This is a genomic window from Chryseobacterium culicis (assembly GCF_900108365.1).
Lineage (GTDB): Bacteria > Bacteroidota > Bacteroidia > Flavobacteriales > Weeksellaceae > Chryseobacterium > Chryseobacterium culicis.
The window spans coordinates 1,079,868-1,103,112 of record NZ_FNWQ01000001.1; the positions used below are offsets into that span (position 1 = coordinate 1,079,868).

At 37.5% G+C, this 23,245-nt stretch carries 12 protein-coding genes; all 12 read left to right on the forward strand.

Annotated elements, in window-relative coordinates; translation table 11 throughout:
* Positions 1-65 precede the first annotated feature (65 nt).
* The 12 genes from BLW74_RS04815 (at position 66) to BLW74_RS04870 (ending at position 23,206) form a co-directional block, all read left to right on the forward strand.
* Positions 66-1,928, forward strand: a complete 1,863-nt coding sequence (locus BLW74_RS04815) for a T9SS type A sorting domain-containing protein (protein WP_089690292.1) — start codon at positions 66-68, stop codon at positions 1,926-1,928.
* Between the two features lie 180 nt (positions 1,929-2,108).
* The gene (locus tag BLW74_RS04820) at positions 2,109-2,807 is read left to right on the forward strand and encodes a DUF1826 domain-containing protein (protein ID WP_089690293.1); all 699 of its coding nucleotides are present in this window, start codon (positions 2,109-2,111) and stop codon (positions 2,805-2,807) included.
* Between the two features lie 381 nt (positions 2,808-3,188).
* Positions 3,189-7,883 carry a hypothetical protein gene (locus tag BLW74_RS04825; RefSeq protein ID WP_185116338.1) on the forward strand — a complete coding sequence of 1,565 codons (4,695 nt, stop codon included), beginning with the start codon at positions 3,189-3,191 and terminating at the stop codon, positions 7,881-7,883.
* A 44-nt stretch (positions 7,884-7,927) separates the two neighbouring features.
* Positions 7,928-11,386 carry a fibronectin type III domain-containing protein gene (locus BLW74_RS04830; RefSeq protein ID WP_089690294.1) on the forward strand — a complete coding sequence of 1,153 codons (3,459 nt, stop codon included), beginning with the start codon at positions 7,928-7,930 and terminating at the stop codon, positions 11,384-11,386.
* Positions 11,387-11,391: 5 nt separating this feature from the next.
* Positions 11,392-11,703: a hypothetical protein gene (locus BLW74_RS04835; protein ID WP_089690295.1), complete on the forward strand. Its 312-nt coding sequence runs from the start codon at positions 11,392-11,394 to the stop codon at positions 11,701-11,703.
* Between the two features lie 210 nt (positions 11,704-11,913).
* Complete coding sequence (locus BLW74_RS04840) at positions 11,914-12,492, forward strand: hypothetical protein (protein ID WP_139265695.1); 579 nt, start codon at positions 11,914-11,916, stop codon at positions 12,490-12,492.
* Positions 12,493-12,538: 46 nt separating this feature from the next.
* Positions 12,539-13,054, forward strand: a complete 516-nt coding sequence (locus BLW74_RS04845; protein WP_089690297.1) for a hypothetical protein — start codon at positions 12,539-12,541, stop codon at positions 13,052-13,054.
* Positions 13,055-13,106: 52 nt separating this feature from the next.
* Positions 13,107-14,555, forward strand: coding sequence for a hypothetical protein (locus tag BLW74_RS04850; protein WP_139265696.1), 1,449 nt, complete (start codon positions 13,107-13,109; stop codon positions 14,553-14,555).
* A 152-nt stretch (positions 14,556-14,707) separates the two neighbouring features.
* On the forward strand, positions 14,708-16,795 hold the full coding sequence (locus BLW74_RS04855) for a fibronectin type III domain-containing protein (protein ID WP_089690299.1): 2,088 nt from the start codon (positions 14,708-14,710) through the stop codon (positions 16,793-16,795).
* 14 nt (positions 16,796-16,809) lie between these two features.
* Complete coding sequence (locus BLW74_RS04860) at positions 16,810-20,058, forward strand: hypothetical protein (RefSeq protein ID WP_089690300.1); 3,249 nt, start codon at positions 16,810-16,812, stop codon at positions 20,056-20,058.
* A 28-nt stretch (positions 20,059-20,086) separates the two neighbouring features.
* A complete protein-coding gene (locus tag BLW74_RS04865) occupies positions 20,087-21,442 on the forward strand; it encodes a PKD domain-containing protein (RefSeq protein WP_089690301.1) in 1,356 nt (451 codons plus the stop codon).
* 66 nt (positions 21,443-21,508) lie between these two features.
* The gene (locus BLW74_RS04870) at positions 21,509-23,206 is read left to right on the forward strand and encodes a TonB-dependent receptor (protein WP_228424772.1); all 1,698 of its coding nucleotides are present in this window, start codon (positions 21,509-21,511) and stop codon (positions 23,204-23,206) included.
* Positions 23,207-23,245 lie beyond the last annotated feature (39 nt).

Here is a 23,245-nt window from a genome sequence, read left to right on the forward strand (position 1 = left end):
ATAAATCAGTGTTCTCTTCGGAGAGCACTGTTTTTTTATAGTATGTGATAATTAAATGAATTTATATGATACAACTAAAAAACAAGCTTTGGGGATTGCTATTGATGTTGCCGGTATTATCTTTTAGCCAGACTTACCAGTGGCAATGGGCAAAACAGGCCGGCGGACAATCTGGTTCTGCCGATCCGGGATTTAATTACCAATTTGATGAATCCATACGGGATATTGTTGTAGATAACAATAACAACACCTATTATCTCGCAAGTGTATGGAATGGAGATCAGAATCTGAATGGTGTGGCTGTACCCAATTACGGACTGCGTGATCTTATTTTGTTTGCTACAGACTGTCAGGGTAATGCACTGTGGTCTACCGTTATTGGTGGATCAGAAGATGGTGAAAATGCCTGGCATATTGAAGTGGATAATAATGGTGGTTTATATGTAATGGCTACTCTTTATAATAATTCTTACAGCGGCGATCCTACCGCTCTTCCTATGCATTTTGATGCGACTCACACCATGCCTTTGTATACCTATTATGATCAGACAGTAGAACCAGCACATAAAGCGGCATATCTGCTTAAATATAAAACTTCTGACGGAACACTGGATTGGAGTAAACCTTTGCAGGGAGATGTCAGCTATCTCAGCAGACGCTGTGATGTTCAGATGATGTATATGGATTCATCCAAAAATATCCATGCTGTTATGGGTTTCAGAGCAGGAACTCATTTAAATGGTTTAATTACCGTGCCTTCAACTTTCACTACTTCTTTTCAGTACTATCTGGTTAAGTTCAACTATGATAATGGGAGTATGACACCTGCAACGCCACTATTGCTTCCTATTAGTGGAGGATTGACTGCAGGAGGAACTGATGGTAAAGTAAATCTGCTGTACGATGAAAGCTTAAACAGATATTACCTGGCAGGTAAAAGAATGGTAGGAAACTACAGCAGTAACATGGAAAGTTTTTCGTACAATAATATTCCTTTTACAAAAAATGCCTATATACTTGCATTTAACGGAAGTACCGGAGCTGAATTATGGAGAAAAGAATTTGACAATAGCTTACCGGCATTTATGGATGATGAAATTCATTCCGTAATCAAAGGTCCAGGTTCTTCAGATATTTATATTTCCGGACGTTATTTTTCAGGAACAGTTCCTACCACTTTCGGAAACTATTCTTTTCCCGTACAAAATTATCAGGGACAGACTCCTTTTGTGATGAAGCTGAATGCTGATGGAGCTGTACAATGGGCAAAAGTTCCGGATGGGCTTACAAGCTTTTCTGCGTACCGTTTCATGAAAGGAAAACTGGCACTGAACGGAAATGAACTGGCCTTTGCCAAAGGAAGCTGGAATGAGATTTGGGGAAGCTTTTCAATGACACGTCCTAATTCAGATTTATCAGATCCTTTGCTGGTACGTTTTAATAAAGATACGGGTGCAGTAATTGGTACCGGAGAAATTCATAGTAATTTTCAGGTTCAGGATGAATTTACAGCCATTGCTGTAGATAAAGATGGAAATTATGTATTAGGCGGTCTTTTTCATGACCAGCTCTTTACAGATTCCAATGATAATGTCAATACCATGACAGTAAATGTGACGGGAGGAAAATCCCAGTCTTTCATTACAAAATATTCTAAATCAGCATGCAGTCAGATGTCGGTAGAGGAAACAGCCGTACAGGCAGGAATTCAATTATTCCCGAATCCGGTTCAGGATGTGCTTACCATCAGAAGCAAAGAGCCTTTGGTTTCTTACGAAATCTATGGAACTACGGGACAACTTGTAAAACAGGGAGCTTTGAGCATGTCGCAGGAACAGATAATAGTATCCTCTCTTCAGACAGGAGTATATTACATTAAACTTAAAACAAAATCTTCCACAGTAACAGAAAAAATACTAAAGAAGTAAAAAAATAAAACTGAAAATTAATAACCTTATATATAAACAGTGTTCTCTGATTGGGAACGCTGTTTTTTTATGCCGCTTTCACTTTGTCTTATTTATATCCTTGTAGTTTTATAGACTTTTTGAACAAGCTATTCCGTATTTTTGCAGAATATTGAACGATTTAAATCTTTATTCCGGCATATGAGTAATATATTTTCCGATAATGGTCAGATTGAGGTAGTCTCCTCCTTTTCTGAATTAATAGAAACCCGTTTTCGTGGAGCCACGAATGCCATCTGCTGGCAGCGGGACCTGAGCGGAGATTTTAAGGAAATCGTAACAAAACTTCAGCTGGAAGATAATATTACAGAAATTTTTCCGGAAGATCTTTTAGTCTTACCGCTTTCAGAACAAGGAATCATCGCAAGAGAAACAATCTTACATGATATCAGGTTATTGTCAGATTTTGGTGCTTCCCCATCTCTTAATCTGCTTAAAAATTATGATCGGGACACCGAGCTGGAATTTATCTCAACAGATGTATATTCATACCACGTAGATCGTTCACCCATTGCAACAGATACTTTTTTATGTACCTATCACGGAGCTGCCAGTGACATTATTGCCAATGATCAGGTTGAGCAGAAGATTTTGATCCCTGAAATCCGTGAAAAGCTGAGAAAACTGCATAACGGCCCCGAGGAAGAATTTGAAAATTTTCTGAAAGAGTATTTCTTCGATTTACACTATCAGCCAAAAACCACTGCAGAACCCGTTAATTTAGGAACAGGTCATCTCTGGCGTCTGGCGGTAGATCATCCCGGTCAGAAAGCCTTACCATGTGTGCATAGAGCTCCTGTTGAAAATGATAATGAATACAGACTGCTGTTGATTTGCTGATGTTAAGGACCCGCTGCATGGAAAAATCCATATTGATCATCATAAAGAAGGATTGAAGTGATAAAGCACCGTTCATACGGAAGCATTTTTTGTTCAACTTTCAAACAAACGGCTGTGATAAAAATATAATAATAATACTTATTTATTTCGATTTATATAATCCTTATATATTCTGCTTTTATATGAAAAATATCAATAATGACATCAGTAGTGAATAAAGGTTATATTTGTAACTTATTTGTAATGTGCATGTTGGTATCAGGAATTCGATCGCTTTATTCCTATTTATTGCATAGTTTTTTTGGTTAAAAAGTGTGAGGTTTCTTTTGCGAAATTTCTAAAAATGAAATTAAAAATATACTTTTGCACAAACACAAATGCATGGCAAAAATATATTCTATTTTTATTATGCTCTTATTTTTTGTCCCTACAAAAGCTAATAGTCATAATAAAAGTGATTCTCTGAGTTTATACAAAAACTTATCTTTTCCGTATCAACCTGATCTTCATTATTCTCTGTCAGAATTTCCCTCAGACCAGTTTTTTGCAGTTTCAGAGAATGATCCGGATACCGATCAGGAGATTGGCAAAGCAACAGCAGCATTCGATGCCCTAGAACAGACTGGGAATTTTACCAGTACCATCAATCCCAATGAACTTACCGAGTTTCCTATCGGGCTTAAAGAAAATATTTCCAGTGTAGAATACAGTCTGGTAGTGACCAAAGCAAAGTTTACCCCAGAATATGCCCTTATTAATGTCTATGGAAGAATAACGACTCCACAGCAGGGAGCAGAAGGGGGAAAGAAAACCTTATTCTTTGGTGCAGAGGGTATTAAGCTTTCCTATAATGGAAAAATCATTGGAGATGCCAAACTTTCTCTGCTGGGAGATGTCAGCATGCCTTTTAACCAGAACCAGTGGATGCTTACCCTTGAAGGGGGAAGACTTAACAGGTCTAATGGTGAAAGCGTAAATGATAATACCTATATCGTGATGGATTGTGATGGAATCAAAGAGCTTTCTCTGAAGGGAAATGTTCAGATTTCCAGAAATGTGCTGGTTCCTTTAGATGGTAATGGAGCTGTATTGCCGGAAATAGGATCGAACGGAATCACAAACAGAGTTAGAGGAGATTTTTCTATGAAGGCAACTGACTGGAATGATCTCTTGGTGAAAGTAAGCATAAGCCCTTTTGCCATTACTTCACAGATTAAAAATCAGGATAAAGGATATTTCTCTTTCTTCGTCAACAATGCTGTGCTGGACTTAAGTGATCTCAGAACAGACCCTGACGTTCAGTTTCCTCAATATTATAATACCCATGGTTATCTGATTAGTGGAACGGAGTCCTGGAGGGGGCTTTATGTACAGACTTTAAAAATAGGTCTTCCCCAGGAATTCAAAACAGAAGATCATATAGATAGCAGGGTTTCTTTTGAAGCCAATAATCTTTTGATTGATTCCTATGGAGTCTCCGGAAATTTTGCGGCCAACAATCTTTTTCCGATAGACAGAGGAGTTACCAACAAAGAAAATGCATGGAGATATTCCCTTGATAAGATAGGAGTAGATTTGGCCGCCTCTAAAATTGTGGGTGCAAATTTAGAAGGTACCATTCAGCTTCCGATTCAGAAAAATAATGATAATCAGAATACAGGTATTCCAAAGTATTTAGGATACAAAGGAATGATAACAGAAGAAGAATATCTGATTTCTGTTACTACCCTTGATCAAATTAAATTTGATATCTGGAGCGCAAAAGCACTTATTGATATAGGATCAACTATTGAGTTGAGGGTGAAAAACCGCGAATTTTTACCTAAGGCCATTCTTAACGGAAGCCTCGATATAGGAGCTAATGCTAAATACGCAGAAAGCAGTGACCCGAATGAGAAAAAAGATGCTGATTTTAAAGGATTAAAGTTTCAGGGTTTAACCCTTCAAACAAAAGCTCCTTATATCACTGTTGACTATTTTGGCGTGAAGGGAGAACAGAAACTGGCTAATTTTCCTGCAAGTATCAAAGATATAAAGGTTATAGCAGACGGGTCGCAGGTGAGCTTAGGGTTTGATATATCTGTTGGATTGCAGGAAGACCGTTTTTCAGCCACCGGTGGAATGATCATCAGAGGATTAATTACCAATGAGAATAACAGACAGCGATGGAAATATGATGGTTTTACTTTAACTAAGCTTGGGCTTCATAAGGTTGATATAGGCGTTGCTATTGTAACCGGAGAATTTCAGTTGATGAGAAACGATCCTTTGTATGGAAATGGTTTTACAGCATTCCTTAAGGCCGAACTTACAGCAGTTAAAGGAATAACAGTTAGTGTTAATGCAGCCTATGGATATAGTACTTTCAGATACTGGGGATTCGAAGGATCGGTAAGAGGACTTACCATTCAGGCGTCTGCCCTTAGAATTACAGGATTTACAGGAGGTGCATTTTATCATATGGTTCCGGACAGAGATTTGTCTATAGATCCGAAATATGCAGACAGAGCATTGGTCTTAAGACCTGATAACACAATCGGACTGGCTTTAAGAGCAGGAATTTATGGTTCGATACCCAAAGAGAATACCATTGATATCATGGCTGGGTTCAATATTTCTACCAATCCGAATGGAGGACTGGCCAATATCGGATTTGTAGGAGAAGCGGTTGTGATGGCTAATTTATCAAAATTAGTTCCTGGCGACGCCATGGCCGGACTTAAAGATAAGTTTAAAGAAATGGTTGGTAAGCCTGCCTTTCTTGACAAGCTTAAAGGCAAATGGGGTACTTCAATGTTGGATGTAGCAGATGTGGATAAAGAATACCCTGTTACAGAAAATATGGAAGGAGCCATCCGTGCAAAGCTTGCTATGAATTATGACTTCAACAACAGCGTTTTTCATGCCAGTTTAGATGTTTTTGTAAATATTGCGAACGGCATTATCAAAGGAATCGGTCCAAACGGAAGAGCAGGATGGGCGGTTGTACATATTTCACCGGATGAATGGTATATGCACATCGGCACCCCTACAGATATGATTGGTCTTAAAGTAGGTTTCGGAAATTTCTACCTGCAGTCGGGAAGCTACTTTATGGTCGGAAACAGAATTCCGGGAAGCCCGCCGCCACCGCAGGAAGTAGCTGATATTTTAGGACTTCAGCTCAATGATATAGATTATATGAGCAGCCTTAATGCCTTAGGAGATGGTAAAGGATTTGCGTTCGGAACCCACCTGAAATTTGATACGGGTGATATGACGGCATTGTTTTTATATGCACGTTTTCAGGCAGGTTTAGGAACCGATATTATGCTTAAAGATTATGGTGAGGCCAAATGTTCCAACCGTGGAGGAGATCGGATCGGAATCAACGGTTGGTATGCCAACGGACAGGCCTATGTGTATCTGCAGGGTGAACTTGGTATTAAAATAAAACTTTGGTTTATCAAAAAGAAAATCCCGATTATCAAAGCAGGTGTCGCTTCATTATTACAGGCAAAAGGCCCGAACCCATTCTGGGTGCGTGGATATCTTGGGGGATATTATAACCTGTTGGGAGGGATGATTAAAGGGAAATTCAGATTCAAGATGGAATTTGGAGAAGAATGTGTATTGGAAAACTCTTCCGTTCTGGGAGGCATGAAAATCATTTCAGATCTTACTCCTAAAAAAGATGAAACCGATGTGGATGTTTTTGCCATTCCACAGGCAACATTCGCTGTACGTGTCAATGAACCGATTGTCATTCCCGAAGACGACGGAGATCATACCTATAAAGTGGTGGTAGATAAAATGACCATTATAGATGATCAGGGCAAAGAAATAAAAGGAGTTGTTGAATATGCCCCATCTAAAGACGTTGCCAATTTCATTTCAGAAGATATCCTTCCGCCTAATAAAACATTGAAGGCTGTTACTCAGGTAAGCTTCATGGAGAAAAAGAACGGAATGTATGAAGTGGTGATGGCAGACGGACAAAAAGCAATAGAAATTGAAGAAAGAGTATTTACCACAGGTGGCGCTCCGAATGTAATTCCTCTACAGAACATACAATATGCCTATCCGGTTCCTGAACAGGAAAATTATTATACGGGCGAATCCAGTAAAGGATACATCAAGCTTAAGCGTGGACAGGATTATCTGTTTGACGATCCAAACTGGAACACAGTAACTGCCTTCGCAGCAGAATCACCTACAGAAAGTGATTTCTCTTACAATACCAATGATAATACGGTGAACTTCAGTACACCGAATCTTGGAAAAGAGAAAGAATATACATTTGCCCTGATCGCAAAAAATAAAAATGGCAACAGTGATGCCGGAGGAAATCAAACTGTAGAACAGACGGTGAAAAATGAAGAAAACCAGGACGATTCCGGCGTTTCTGTAACAACGGAAGTGAAAAAAGCTCAGAGTCTTTCCAAAAACGGAGAAATTGAGAGACTGGCCTTTGTTTTCAGAACCAGTAAGTATAACACATTTGCCGATAAAATGTCCGGTTTACGTTTCAATCCGCTGTGGATAAGAGTAAGCTCGGATGTGGTTACCCTTCAGAATAATATGAATGCAGATGAATACTTTGATGCTGTTGAAATTTCAGGGTCAAAATATACCGATAACCTGCCATTGATAAACCTGACAGCAATGATGGATGATTCTTTTGCGAATAAATTTAAAGGCCTGATTTATAACAATTATCCTTTTGATGAACTCACGCTGAACAGAGCAGAAAACGAAGATGATACCACTGGAATTCCTCCGGTAAAAGCATTCCCGGTTTTCACTTCCTATCTGCAGTATTTGGGTAATGAAAAAGGAAACGGATTCCTGAAGCAGACCTTCCCGTTCAAATATGATCTGTTCAGTTATTATAAATCAGACTGGTACGAGCTTATTTCAAAAGCCGCATCCAAATATGTGGGCGCTCCGGCCAATACAAGACCTGCGTTGATCAACACTTTATTGCAGTCAACGTATGGAGTTATTCCGGAAACAAAATACAATGTAAAAGCAAAATATATCCTTCCAGGCAATAAACCGGGAACAGAAAAACAGATCAACTATGAATTTAAATAGCTATAAGCGCTAAGCAATAGGCTATAAGCTTAAAAAACATAAAGATGATTAATAAAATAAAAAATTATTTTCAACGATATAGAAGCAAAAGACAGAAACTTACTGCTCATAGTATGAGGCTGTTGACATTGCTTTTGCTTACAGCTTACAGCTTATTGCCTGTAGCTGTGAAATCCCAGCAATACCCCGTTAAGCTGGTTCCTGTCGTAATGCCTCCATACAGTTTAAGAATTGGAGATTACGCTACCAGTACAGATAATAAGCTGCAGTTACAGGTTTTAATGACAGATTTGCTGGAACCCCAGCATCAGACGGGAATTAAATTTTCTTTAGAAGCAGGACTGAATGCCGTACCTCTGGCAAAATCCAACGATTTTGTTGTGGGGATGAACCCGTTTACGCTCTATCCGGGCAATAATATCACCCTTACCAATGTAGATCTCAGGTCTTTATTTGAGCTGCAGAACTTATCGGGAATCAATGCGGTACAATATTCAAAACCATTGTCAGATGGAGTATACCAGTTCTGTTTTCAGGCTTATGATTATTATACCAAAAATAATCTTTCTGCTAAAACGTGTGCTCCTGTATTTCTGGTTCAGTATGATCCGCCCATGCTTACCCTTCCGCAGAATGCAGAGAAAGTACAGACATTGTCACCATACACGGGAGGAGCCGGAATTGTTTTCCAGTGGATGCCAAGGCAGATTGCTCCCAATACCAGGTATATTTTTACTTTAAAAGAACTTTGGGATATGGGGCAGAGCCCTGTTTCAGGATTTCTTTCCGCATCGGCTTTGTGGACCGAAGAAACCTATGCTCCCACTTTGTATTACGGAATTGATAAAACCCAGTTAATACCCGGAAAAAGATATGCATGGCAGGTGCAGGCAAAATCCGGAAACCCTGTTTTGGGAGCCAATCCTACAGATGATAACGGGGTCTATAAAAATAACGGATTATCTGAAATCTATTATTTCGATTATGTAGAAAACTGTGCCGTTCCAACACTTTTAACAGCTAAAAATATTGGACGTGGAAGAGTAGAACTGAACTGGAGTATTGCAGGCCAGCCCGCTGGTTTATACAATGTGCAATACCGTAAAAAAGGAAGCACAGCAGAATGGGTAACCCAGCAGAGTTATCAGCCTTCAGCCATCCTTACAGGGCTTGAAGACCAAACCGAATATGAATACCGTATTGGTTCCGTATGTGGAAATGTACAGACTTTTAACAGCACCAATCCATCGGAAAATGGAAATTCCGGAGGGAATGCCTATTCATACAGCGGAGTGCAGTATTTTACCACAGATTCCAATGATGTAGACAATAACTACCAGTGCGGGATTATGCCTGCCATTGATATTGCGAATAAAACGCCGCTGCAAGATCCATTAAGAATTAATGATGTCTTTATGGCAGGTGACTTCCCTGTTACCATTCTGGAAATATCTGGCGGAAATGGTACTTACAGTGGAAAAGGATGGATTGATATTCCTTACTTATCTGGTGTCAAGGTAAAAGTTGATCTTAATAATATCCAGCTTAATACCGATAAAAAGCTTATTGGTGGAGTAGTTGAAACTACTTATGATCCGGAGGAAAAAAATGTTGTCGGTTTAAGTAGTGGATTAAATGATTTAGGCAATTTATTTACTGAAATTATCAGTGCAATAAACAATGCTTTAGGTAATGGGGGAATGACCAAAGCGGAGTGGGAAAAGCTATATGATGACATTAATACTTTTACCGATGAAGGAGGGCAGACCGCTTCCGGATTATACGAACAAGGGTTAGTAACCGATGAACAAAAGGAAAAGCTTGATAAGCTGAAAGAAGAAATTGATGAACTGCTCAAAAATCTTACCTGTGCTGTAAAAGAAGGCGAAAAACAGAAAGGTTCTGACGGTATTATTGAAAATGAATGTGAAGAGAAAGAGAAAGAACTAAAAGAAAAAATAGGGCAGTATAATAATGAGCTTAAAGAAACAGCAGAAAATGCCTGTATCTGGAATGTTGGAGAACGTGAAGAACTAAAAGGTAAAACCTTTTATTTCCAACAGAAAGTAGAAGGTAAGGCATTGCACAAATTAAAGTCAGGTGATTTCCCATTATCATTTAACAGGTTTGGAAACGTATATACTTTTAGCAGTAACGGGCAGGTTTATTATCCTGAAGCTGGCACAGGTAAATTTACCACCAAAGATGTTGTTAAATATTACCAGTTTGAAAATGCAGGTGATCCAATATCAATAAGCGTAACTGAAAATACAGATGATCAAATTACGATAGACGGGCAAAAGGAAATTGCCATGAAAGATTGTTCTTCTGATAATAAAGATAAAGGAAACGGCTTAGGCAAAGGAACACTTTATACCAAAAATGTAGAAGGCAGATACAAAGTCACGGTAACGGAGAACAACGGGAAAATATCTTCTAAGTTTGATCTGACAGGGTCAGGCAATTCTAAAACGGCATCTCAAAAAGTAAGAATAGAACAAGAAGTACAGAACAGTATTAATGATGCTCTGAAAGATCTGAAAAACCCTAAAGATATTAATAGCCTTTCTGCGAAAACTCAGGTTAATGATTTCGGTTTCTCTGTAAAACAGATGTCGGGCAAAGAATGGATAGAGACCTTATCCGAGCTTGGTGATAATGTTTGGGAAAATGCTGCTTTACCTAGATCATACTGGAACGAAGATGAAGGCAGTAAAACATCTAATGTGCAAATGCCTGCTTTATTTAGTGGTGTTGCAGATGGTGTCATCGGGGAGGTTACCGAATATCCGCAATTGATAAAATTAGGATATGATGTTTCTACAAAATCCGAAGTAAGGCAAGGATTGTGGAATAGTATTAAAAACATTAACCCTGAAAGCATAAAAAATGCTTCCCTAGAATTCTACGAACAGAAAAAAGCAAATTATACCAGCTCAAAATCTTATATTGTTAACCATACGGTTGGACAAGATGGTGTTACGGTAGTTTCTCTAGCAATGGGCGCTAGTTTCTTCAATACAGGAACGGATGGGCTTAAAGATGGTATTGAGGATACAGGTGAGAAGCTTATTAAAAAAATTAGAAAAAAGCTTAATTTGCTTGATGAAGAAGCTTTAGGAGGGCATTCTATTGCTAGACACGGACCTCAATTATCATTACTCGAGATGGAACAAAGAGTTTTGGGTACTCATCCTAGTATTCCTCAATCAAGGTCTGCACTTAGATTTGAAACAAAAGCAATACATGAAGATGCGGTTGAAAAGGCCTTCGATCAATATGCAGATGATATAGAATCTTTTTTTGCTGACCCGAACAATACATATAAAGAGTGGACGTTAGATTATGGATCAAAAGTTGGGAGTGGTTATACGAATACAGGTACTTTAAGAAATCCTGTTTCTCAACCCGTTACCTCAAATAAAGTTACTATTTCATTTAAAAGAGACCCAAATGCAGCTAAAGGTTATAGATTAGAAAGTGCATTTCCTGATATTAGATAATTATTATGAAAGAATTAGAAATACTTAAATCCTTGCTAGGAGCAAATTTTCAATATAACTTTTATATTGATGCAATTGTTTCAGTAAGAAAAGAACTTAGGGATAATGAATATTACAAAAGCAAATTTGTTGATATTATAAAACTTATCATTTATAGACAGCTACAGAATGGGGAAGCTGTGAAATTGATAAATGAAACAGCAAATTTAATGCTATTTGATAATACTGAAGAAGAAGCTTACAGATGGTTAGATTTATTCTTGATTAATGTTATTAATGAAGGTGAAATTATACCTTATGAAGATATTGCACAATAATATACAATATTAGGATCTGAATTAAGTAGAAAGTAGTAACCACTTTTAACATCATTTACCATGAAATGGGTAAAGATGGTGTTACGGTAGTTTCTCTAGCAATGGGTTCCGGTTTCTTCAAAAAAGGGAACAATGGATTTTGTTAGTTAGAAAAAACAAATGCGTATGTCCATCATATTTATAAAACTAATTTATTTAAAGAGTTTGATAATGGAAGAAATTTCAAGGAAATTATACGAATCTTCGCCTTTAAATAGGTTTAGAAAAATTGACGTAAAGTTATTAAATACAATTAATGAATTATCATTAAAAGAAAAGTTAAATATATTGTTGCATTCTTTTAAAAACTATGATAAAAACTACAATTATGAATTATGTTTATCCTTTCCAACATTATGGAATGAGTTTGAAGGTCATGATTTGAAATTCCTTATAAAAAATATGTTTCCTAGAAATTTTAATATTTATCATGATAAAATAAAGTATTTGAATACAGGTGAGTTTTTTGATATTATACTTCTTAATGGGATTTTTGGAGTTTCACCATTCAAATATATTTTTGAAGAATTATTGATAGATAATGAAGAAAGAAATGAATTTTACGACTACTTCAAACTATTTGGAGAAGTGAATTTTTATCCCGATTTAAGAGAATTAATGGAAGATATAGTTGATTTTTATGAAATTCATGTTATTGAAGATATAATGAATATGAAAAATAAATTATTACAACAATCTTCATTCGAATTAGTAATACCACATTCAATTATCTTGGATAAATACAAATAAATTAAGATGAAAATGTGTTTGTAGTTTTATTGTAAACAGAGATAATATGAAAATAATAATAATTTATAAAGATATTATTGTACCTGCAAGAGTTGTTATTGATTCTTACAAAAAAAATACAAATTTTTTTAATTTTCGGAAGATTATTAAAAATAATATTGAGCAGAAAAAACTCAATTTTAGTAGTGAAACTTTATTGGATGATAATCAATTATTAGATTTAATTTTTTCTGAGATTATATTATCGAATCGCGAAGAGAATGTATTGTTCGGTAATGGATTAAATATCAAACAAATATATCTTCTTATTGAAAAACTTAAGTATACAGCATATAAAAAATTATGTTTCACATATTTTCATGCAAATGAACAAAATCTAAGTTCTGAATTAGTAAATAAGTTTTATATCAAAAATTATAATGTATCATTAACCCTAGAAAAGTATGAAAATGTTGTAAGTGAGATATATAAAATGTTAAAAAAATTTAAAGAAATAAAAAAAATTAATAGTTCATCAATTTTTTTAGAATGGGAATATATTGATTATGACATATTAAATTAAAATTATGATAAACACTCTGGAAATAATTTTTGATAGATAAAAAACAACACAAATGATGAACACAAAAATTTTCGTAATCTCCACCATGCTGGTGGGTATTTCCGTATTCTCGCAGGAAATAAAAATAAAAAAAGGAGAGCTGCTTCTGGATGATAAAGTAGTTGCTAAAGTGGAGGATAAGAACAGGGTCTATAGGTTTAGCGATATGAATGATAAATTTCAGTTTAGCGCTGCAATTATTAGCCCAAAAACAAGTGGTACACAACCGGATCGTGGCTGGATTGAATGTATAGGAGCAAATGGTAATGTAAAAGAAATTGAATTTTCTGATAATGTGACTTTTACTTTGAGTGTAGGGAAGTTATTGGTTCAGAATATTATGGCAAGAGATCTTATCACAAAAGACGGTATTGATGAAGCCAAAGTAAATGAATTTTTCCTGACTGCAGATCGTTCTCTTTCTGAAAAAAGAAATGAAAGTACTGCATCCCAAAAAGCAGATGCAAAAAATGAAGATGATCTGGGACTTTCGATAGATTTTAAAGATAATATCAAAAATAAAAACGGAGAAGTTATAGGAAGTATAACCAGAGTAATTGTTGATCCTTCACAATCTAAATTTTTTGGAAGTCCAATGGTGCATAAGTTTTTAGAATATCGTGTATTTGATTTTAACAGAGTACTTATTGCTAAACTGCCATGTACTGACAGTGATATCAATAACGAACAGGTCGGCTTAAAAATTTACACTTTTGATAATAAGGTAATCCCAATGGCTGCTAAAAATGGTTGGGATTATACAAAGCCTCTTTCAGTAGATGATATCGCAGATCGTTTGGTGAAGAAGCTTTATGCCAATGGATATTCTCTGGGAGATATGAGACCGGTTTTTGAGGGAATAGAACAAGAAAAGAGAGATGCAGTCAATCAGAAAAATCTGAAAGCTGAAAATCAGGCAAAAGCCAATTCTATAAACATCTACAACACTCCGGGATATGTTATCGACAAAACCGGAACCAAAAAAGAAGGAAATATTACCATAGAATTTGAATCTCTTGATGCCAAAATGGGAAGAGAAAAAGGAATGGGTGACCTTACCAATTACGGAGGATCTGTAACACTGAATGTAGAAGGTAAAAATGAATTTTTTAAAGCCAAAGACGGAGTGAAATTCTGTGCAGGTGAAAGATGTTTTATAGGAGTTGCAGGAACTGATATGTTTGGAAGTAAGTTTACAGAAATTCTTTCCGAGAATAACGGAAGCTATGTTCTCGTGAATCTCAGAACTCCCAACTACTATTATTTGAAACTGGCTGATCAGCCAAAAGCTGCTTACTTGGGTGAAAATGGTGATTTTGGAACAAGAAAACCGGAAAAAATGAAAAAAATATTCGATGAATATGTCAATTGTCCGGCTATGAATTTTTCCAACTATGATACAACAACCAAAGATGGGCTCATCAAAATTCTGGACGATTATCAAACCAGCTGTAAAAAGTAAATAAACCATTCATCTTCCTGTTTTATAGAGCAGGAAGATGATATAAATAAAATGATATTGAAGCAAAACTACATTTGATCCGGGTTTCTGAAAAATACCCAATGACAAAAACCATGTGAATCATCTTACATTAAACATTTAAAAGCACAATTTTGAAAAAATATTTATTCCTTCTGTTTTTCTGTAGTTTACTATGGGGACAGCAAAAGAATAGTGATAAAACCATTATTCCTCACATTCGTCTGAAAGTAGACAATAAAAAAGACCATATCTCCTTACGATGGGCGGTAGATGAACCTATTGCCTGGCAAAAAGCCAATAAAATGGGTTTTTCCCTAAAAAGATTCACGCTTTCCCGTGACGGAAAAGTGCTGGAGAAAGCCGAAGAAAAAGATCTGGGAATATTCAAACCCGCCTCCGAAACCGAATGGAAGAAATTGGTTCAGGAAAACGACAATGCAGCCATTGTAGCGCAGTCCCTTTTCGGAGACAGTTTCGAGGTTGAAATGGGAGAGAAGCAGGGGAAACTGGAAGGCGTTGTAAACAAATCTCAGGAAGTTGAGCAAAGATTTGCCTATGCATTAATGGCGGCCGATCTTGATTTTAAAGTCGCAAAACTGGCAGGCTGGGCATATACAGATACCAGCGTAAAACCAAACGAAAGATATCTATATACCGTAAGCATCAATACCTCGGAAGGAAGCCTTTTGGTACAGAAAGGCGATGCGCTGGCCGCTGTTTCAGCCAATACGGAGCTTCCAAAACCTTTAGATTTTATAGGGATTTTTAAAGATAAAACCGTTACGCTTTCCTGGGAATATTTACAGCTAAGAGATATTTATACCGCTTATTTTGTTGAAAAGGCACAGAATGGAGGAAGCTTCAAAGCTTTGGGGAATCTTCCGGTGATGAATATGAATGATAATGAAGGAAGACAGGTTCAGGGAATGACTTTCGTGGATTCATTAGCTCAGAATACTACAGAATTCAGCTATCGTATCCGCGGGAAAACAATCTTTGGAGATTATGGACCTTATTCCGATATCGTTTCAGGAGCAGGGAAAAAAAGCCTTGAAGCCACACCAAGAATTTCAAACGTTATCATTGATGAAGATGAAACCATAAAACTTGAATGGGAATTTCCTAAAGAAGATGAAAAAAATATTGAATCATTTGAATTACTGCACTCAGAAACCGATTTACAAAACAGCTATAAAGTAATCAAAAATAAGATTCCTGTCAGTGACAGAAGTCTCATTACAAAAAGTTTAGCTCCATCCAACTATTATAAAATCCAGGCCATTGGAAAAGCCGGAGACAAGAGAGAATCGTTTTCGGTTCTTGCGCAGCCTAATGATATGACGCCTCCTGATACTCCGTTAGAATTTAAAGGAAAAATAGACACGTTGGGAGTAGTCCATCTGGAATGGAAAGCCAATACTGAAAAGGATCTGGAAGGCTATCATATTTTCAGGGGAATTCAGAAAGGAGACGAGCTGGTGCGTGTTACGCCCCAGGCGATCACAGAAAATCACTTTGAAGATAAAGTGGTGCTGGAAAATCTTAATTCAAAAGTATATTATTACGTTACAGCAACAGACCGAAGAAAAAATCAATCCAAACCATCCATTATCCTTGAGCTGGAAAAACCGGATAAAGTAAAACCTCAGACTCCTGTTTTCACAGAATACAAACTGGAAGAAGATGGGAAAATTACCATCAGCTGGATGAGAAGCCACAGTGATGATGTGGTGGCTCATCAATTATTCCGACAGTCAAAAGAAGGAACCGATAAGAGCTGGAAAATGATTTATGAAACAAAAGAGATCCAGCCGGCTTATACCTATACCGACAAAGACGTAGAAGCAGATAAAAGCTATACTTATTATTTACTGGCCATTGATAAAAGCAAGCTTAAGTCTGATAAATCCCAGGAAATGACCCTCAGAAGCAACAGAATTGAAGCTTTATCCATATTGACCAATCTTTCCGGTGCGGCAAACAGAAATAAAAAGCAAATTGAGCTGAACTGGAAAATTAGCAGCAAGGATGTAGGAGAAATTATCGTCTACCGTCAAAAAGGAACCGAAAAGCCAACCATGTGGGGAACCCTCAACGGAGCTCAGAATTTTCTTGAAGATAAAGCCGTTCAGACAGGTAATTCTTACTCCTATCTCATCAAACCCATGCTAAAAACTAACCAACTGGCTAAAACAGAAAAAATTACAATCGAATATTAAAAACACAAAAAGGAATGAAGAAAATTTTAGTATTACTACTGATCATGTTTCATGTTTTTCTCTGGGGACAGGGAGGGCAGGCGGAATATAAAGTTGAATTGAATAATTTGAGTTATGAATTAACTGCCGGGATAAAAAATGGTACTGATGATACTTATGTTTCTGTTGAAATAATTTATTCTGATGGGTCTAGAGAAAGTTTATATCTCAGATATTTCAATGATGAGGATGATGATGTCTACGGCTGGAACTTAAATCCATCATTAATAACTTCTAAAAAACCAGTAGCAGTCCGTAGCTCCGGTTATGTAAATTTTAGAACCGGGACAGATGCAGAATTTGATCAGACTAACAATGTTTCATACTGTAATGTAATGGGTTTGAATATAAATACAAACTCACCTAGAATGTCGGCTCTTACTTACAATCTAAAAATTACTCCGGTACATACGCTTATCTCTGAAAATCTTCCCGACACCAGCCAGCCCAATACCATTTTACCCTCAGATGATAAAGTGAATTTATATGCGAAACAAGGATTTGATGCCAGTCTATACCATTACCAATATAGTTTGGACAATGTAAACTGGGTGGATATTGATCCTTCTCTATCTACTTTGAACAAACTGAGTGTTTCTGCTAAAGATCTTTTTGGAAACAACTATTCACAATATCTGGGACAGAATATTTACTTCAGAGCAGCTTCGTGTCTTTCAAATGGGGTTTATGAAGCGGTTTCTTCTCCTGTTGTTTTAACTCTTTTAAAATCAGCACCTCATATCCCAACAAATACGGTAAGTCCAACCAAATGTTCAGACACCTCCGATGGAAGCATCACTTTAAATTTTGACAGAACATTAATTGCAGGTGAAAACTTAAAAGTTTCATTATTAAATACAGACACAGGGGCAGCAGTCGATTTATCAAATTCAGGTTTCCCGAATGGAGATCTGGCCCCATTTTTACAGACCAATACCACACTTGTTATCCCGAACCTTCCACCGGGTAAATATAAGTTGGGACTGTTAGGAACTTATAATGCTAATGCTACTTATACCGATGCCTCAAGCCACACCGTTGGCTTTGAGATCACCAAGCCAACGCCAGTCACTTTTTCCATGACTTCACAAACCAATGTGCATTGTTTTCAGGGCAGCGATGGGAATATCTCTCTAACAGCTGCCGGCGGACAGAATCAGTATCAGTATTGGGTTACAAAAGACGGACAGCCTTATGTAGACTGGACGAATTTCAGTAGCGGAAACACAACAGTGATTCAGAGTTTAAGCGCAGGAATCTATAAGATAAAAGTAAGAGATTCTAATCTCTGCGTAGCAAAAGATAACGGTAACGAAAAAGAAATAACGGTAACAATCACGCAGCCTTCTCAGGCCATTGCATTTCCGGCAGCAGAAACAGAAGTTTCACAGCCTACAGGATATGGTTTAAGCAATGGATATATTTCCGTAAGAGTTACCGGAGGAACGCCCAATGCAGATGGATCTTACAATTTTGAATGGAGAAAAGACAGCCCTTCAGGAACTGTGATTACATCAGGAATCACTACTGATGCAGTAAACAATCCTTATACTATTAAGCTTGAAGGACTTCCTGCGGGAACCTATTATTTAACAGTAAAGGATAAAAACTATCCGGCGGCATCAAGCCAGCTGGGGAATTGCGGAATTATAGCTCAGGAATTTATTGTAAATCAGCCGGATCCTCTGGTGGCTAATATTCAGCTTGAAAAACAAATATCCTGTAATATAGCCAATAATTATCAGTTCAAACCGGACGTGAATAATAACGGTATCCCGGATGAAGCAGAAGACGGAATCCTTAAAGCCGTAGTCACAGGTGGAGTAGGAACCTACTATTATAAATGGCAGATTTTGAATAACGGGTTGTTTCAGGATATTCCGGGAGCCAATCAGGTAACACTGGATAATCTGACAACCGGAACCTATAAAGTTTTAGTAAGAGATTCCAAAAACAATACAGCAGACGCACAATATGTTCTTGTTTTCCCATCTGAATTAGCCATTACCCTAGCGGCCAATACCATTTCATGTTACGGACAAAATGGAGGGCAGGTTTCCGTTACAGCCACTGGAGGTACAGGAGCCTATTCTTACCAATGGAATACCAATGATACAACGCCTTCGGTTACAGGATTATCTGCCGGCAACTATTTCGTTCTGGTGAATGATGCCAAAAACTGTAAAGTTAGTGGAAGTGTACAGATTCAGGGACCAAACCAATTGGCAATTGATGATATTTTAGTACAGAATCCCATTTGCTATGGAGCAGCTAACGGTGAAATTAAAATTAGTGTTTCCGGAGGAAAAGCACCATATACAATTGTCTGGACCAACGGGATATCGGGAGAAAATAATACAGGTCTTGTTGCAGGGCAATACACCGTTACGGTTACGGATGCTAACGGATGCAGTATTTTCAGACAGTATACTTTAACAGATCCTGTACAGCTTACAGTAGATTTAGGCAAAGACAGAACACTGTGCCTAGGAGATACCCAAACCTATAATGTAACGATAAATGATCCGGCTGCTACCTATCAGTGGAAAGACCAGAACGGAAATATAATCTCTAAAGATCCTTTCATCACAATATCTGCTGCTGGCACTTATACAGTGATTATTACAGATTCTAAAGGATGTACAGCAACCGATACCGTTGTGATTAAAAATTCTTCAGAAGTCCTGAACCCTCAGTTTATGCTGACCACTCATGCCTACAGGGAAGCTACAGTAGTATTGGTAAATACATCTCCTACAAAGCCTCAGACAGTAGAATGGGTGGTTCCTGATACACCGGATATTCAGATAATCAATAAAACAGACGATTTTATTGAATTGAAATTCTTAAAACTGGGCGCTTATGAAATTGGCCTTAAAGGGACACAGGGAGAATGTGAGAAAACATTTTATAAAAAAGTAATTGTAGAAGAAAATACAACCGGAGTAAATCTGAATCCTGAGAAAGCATCTAATGTAAGAGAGTTTACCATTCTTCCGAATCCAAATACCGGAGTATTCAGCATTTTGGTAGGGTTAGAAAAAGCGGCGATTATCAATGTAAGAATTATTGATATGGTTTCTCATGAAGCCTATCCGGCAGTGAAGAAAACACCATCTACCTACTTTACCATTCCTTACAATACTTCGCTTCCTGCGGGATCTTATCTGATTATCCTGGAAACAGGAAATGAAGCGCTGGTAAAAAGAATGCTCGTACAATAACAACTATGAAAAACACAAGAAAAAAATAATGAAACTCAACAAAAACCTAAGCTGGTCTACTTTCCTTATTACTGTAATAGCATGTATTTTCAATGCATGCGCAGTGGAGGAAAGTATTCCTGTAAAGGCTGATTTTAGTATAAAAGTGATCAATAATGATTATTCAGTTCCTGTAAAAGTAGAAATTACCAATAAGTCTACAGGCGCAGAAACGTATGAATGGTCATTTGACGGAGCATCAGTTACAAGCTCTACAGAAAAAAGTCCGCAGCCCATCACTTTTGCTGCTCCAGGAGTGTATAAGATAACATTAAAAGCCTCCAATAAAGACGGAAATGTAGATACAAAAGAGATCGAAGTAAAAGCAGATGCAGCTGTGAGTGTAGATTTTGACTGGCAGATGCAAGGAAGTGATATCTCTCCGGTTACCTTAAAAATGATCAATAAATCACTGGGAGCTACTCAATATCTCTGGGAATTTGATGGAGGAAGCCCAGCCACGTCCCATGAAGAAAACCCACAGGTAGTCTTTACAACACCCGGAGATCATATCATTAAGCTTACCATTTCCAACGGATTGGAAACCTATTCCACTCAGAAGACTGTCAACGTGAAACCCGCAATGACCATTGATTTCAATTGGACGGTAGATGCAATAGATAATGATTATCAGGCACCGGTACTGCTTCATCTTAACAATCTCTCGACCAATGCCACTACCTATGAATGGACCATTGCAGGAGCGGTTCCGGCTGTTTCCACAGCTCCCAGTCCGGATATCAATCTGCCTGCTGCAGGAACTTATACGATCATTTTAAAATCAACCAATGATAAAGAAACCAAAACGTTACAAAAACAGGTGACGGTTTTAGCAGATACGAATCTGTTATCATTTTCAGATATTAAACTGGGGATAAACAGTGCTCACGCTGCGGTAGGATGTTTCTTTTCATCAGAACTAGGTACGGTAATCAAACAGGGAGAAGTGGATCAGACCAACGGCTCCAAAATAGATTTTGCATTCTTTGGGCTCAATTCATCATTCCTTTACAATCAGTTTGTTTCACCGGATGAGGTTCAGAATACAGGTTTCGTAGCCATTCCCAATGCTATCCATACGAAAGTAATCAATTCCCAGGAATCTGTAGGAGTACAGCTTTCCTCTGCTGGTTTTGATGCGCTGGATTCCGGGGATGATTTTGCTGCTATCAATGTTTTGGAAACCAATGCAGGAAAGTCACCGTTTACCAATTCAGCTGTTCCGAGAATCGTTCTGTTCCAGACCACAGATGGAAGAAAAGGAGCCATTAAAATCAAAAATTTTGTGACTAACGGGCCGGGCTCTTATATCGTGGTGGATATCAAAGTACAAAAACAACCTTAAGGCTTTTTTATGAAGAAGATGTATACAAAAAGCACGGTTTTATTACTTTTAACTTCAGTTATTACAATGAGTAACGCACAGGAAGTAGATCTCGAAAATCTGGGAAAGAGAACAATGGAAGAACTGAAAAAGAATCCCTTTAAAATAAGCGGGGGAATTTCTGCCAATTCAGTTTTCTACAATTCTAATGTGTACAACGGAAGGGCTCCGTTTACCTATTTTCTCAATGGAAATCTCAATTTAGGACTTTATAAATGGACGATGCCGGTATCCTACAGCTTTACCAATCAGGGCAGCCAGTTAGGATATCAGGTTCCTTTTAAGTTCAACAGAATAAGCATTGCACCAAAGTATAAATGGATCAAAGCCTATATCGGGGATGCTAATATGGCCTTTTCGCCCTATACCTTTAATGGGCTGTTGTTTACAGGAGCGGGTGTAGAACTTACTCCGGATATTCCTCTGAAAGTGGCTTTAATGACAGGAAGGCTTAACAAAGCGGTGGAAGATGACGGAAATCCAAGTACAATTCCGGCGTACCGCAGAATGGGCTACGGAGCACATATCAGGTGGGAAAAAGAAAAATATAAATTAGGGTTAATAGGATTTTATGCAAAAGATGATGTAAGTTCTTTATCCGTTGCTCCCGATGCAAAAGGAGTTTTGCCACAGGAAAACCTTGTACTGTCTTTAACAGGAAGCTTCATGATTGATAAAAACCTGGAAGTATATGGAGAATATGCCAATTCTGCTTTAGTGGAGGATTTAAGAGCTTCCTCAAATTCGGCTGTGAAAAAGGGAATTGCCTCTAAATTTCTTGCTTCAAATTCTTCGCTTCAGAGCTATTCTGCCTATAATGGCGGGGTTAATTTAAAACTCAAAAAAGGAATGATCGGAGTGAGATATGAAAGAATAGATCCCGGATACCGAACGTTAGGAGCTTATTATTTTAACAATGATCTTGAAAATATTACACTGAATGCTGCTTTTACTTTTTGGAAGGATAAACTGGCTCTTTCCGGAAATGTAGGCCGGCAGAGAGATAATCTTGACGGACAGAAATTCAAGCAGACCAGCCGTTGGGTAGGTGCTGTGAATGCCAATCTGAAAGCATCTGATAAGCTGATGATCACGGCCAGCTATTCTAATTTTACCATGTTTACCAACAGGCAGCTCAACCAGTTTAATACAATCAATAATAACCCACTGCTGATCCAGCAGCCCAAAGATTCTATAGACTATAAGCAGATCTCGCAGAATACCAATTTCAATGTCAATTACATGCTGTCCGGCACCAAAGAAAAGGTACAGAATATTAATATTAATTATTCACTCAATGATATGGTAAGCCGGGAAAACGGGATTGTTAGAAAAGGAGGTTTATCCAGATTTCATAATGCCAATATTAATTATACATTAGGATTTCCGGAGAAGAAAATGAATATTGGTACTTCCTTTAACTATACTCATACATTTGCTGCTTCGCAAACCTCCGCAATCTGGGGACCTGCTGTGACGGTGACTAAGGCATTTCTTAAAGAAGATAAACTTAAAACCAGTTTTGGGACTTCCTATAACCATTCGGGAAGCCGTACAGCTCATATTAATGTCACCAGTTTTAGATTAGGCGCTAATTATATTCCCTGGAAGAAGCATAGTTTTGATATGAATTTTATTCAGATGTTCAGAAACAGCAATCAGCCTGTCGAAAACCCAAACGTCAGTGAAATGACCTGTACTGTGGGTTATAATTACAGTTTTTAAAATTGAACTGATATTTACTCAAAAAATACTTAAAAATGT

Coding starts and splice junctions, on each gene's coding strand:
- BLW74_RS04815 (WP_089690292.1), top strand. CDS start 66: ATGATACAACTAAAAAACAAGCTTTGGGGATTGCTATTGATGTTGCCG.
- BLW74_RS04820 (WP_089690293.1), top strand. CDS start 2,109: ATGAGTAATATATTTTCCGATAATGGTCAGATTGAGGTAGTCTCCTCC.
- BLW74_RS04825 (WP_185116338.1), top strand. CDS start 3,189: ATGGCAAAAATATATTCTATTTTTATTATGCTCTTATTTTTTGTCCCT.
- BLW74_RS04830 (WP_089690294.1), top strand. CDS start 7,928: ATGATTAATAAAATAAAAAATTATTTTCAACGATATAGAAGCAAAAGA.
- BLW74_RS04835 (WP_089690295.1), top strand. CDS start 11,392: ATGAAAGAATTAGAAATACTTAAATCCTTGCTAGGAGCAAATTTTCAA.
- BLW74_RS04840 (WP_139265695.1), top strand. CDS start 11,914: ATGGAAGAAATTTCAAGGAAATTATACGAATCTTCGCCTTTAAATAGG.
- BLW74_RS04845 (WP_089690297.1), top strand. CDS start 12,539: ATGAAAATAATAATAATTTATAAAGATATTATTGTACCTGCAAGAGTT.
- BLW74_RS04850 (WP_139265696.1), top strand. CDS start 13,107: ATGATGAACACAAAAATTTTCGTAATCTCCACCATGCTGGTGGGTATT.
- BLW74_RS04860 (WP_089690300.1), top strand. CDS start 16,810: ATGAAGAAAATTTTAGTATTACTACTGATCATGTTTCATGTTTTTCTC.
- BLW74_RS04865 (WP_089690301.1), top strand. CDS start 20,087: ATGAAACTCAACAAAAACCTAAGCTGGTCTACTTTCCTTATTACTGTA.
- BLW74_RS04870 (WP_228424772.1), top strand. CDS start 21,509: ATGAGTAACGCACAGGAAGTAGATCTCGAAAATCTGGGAAAGAGAACA.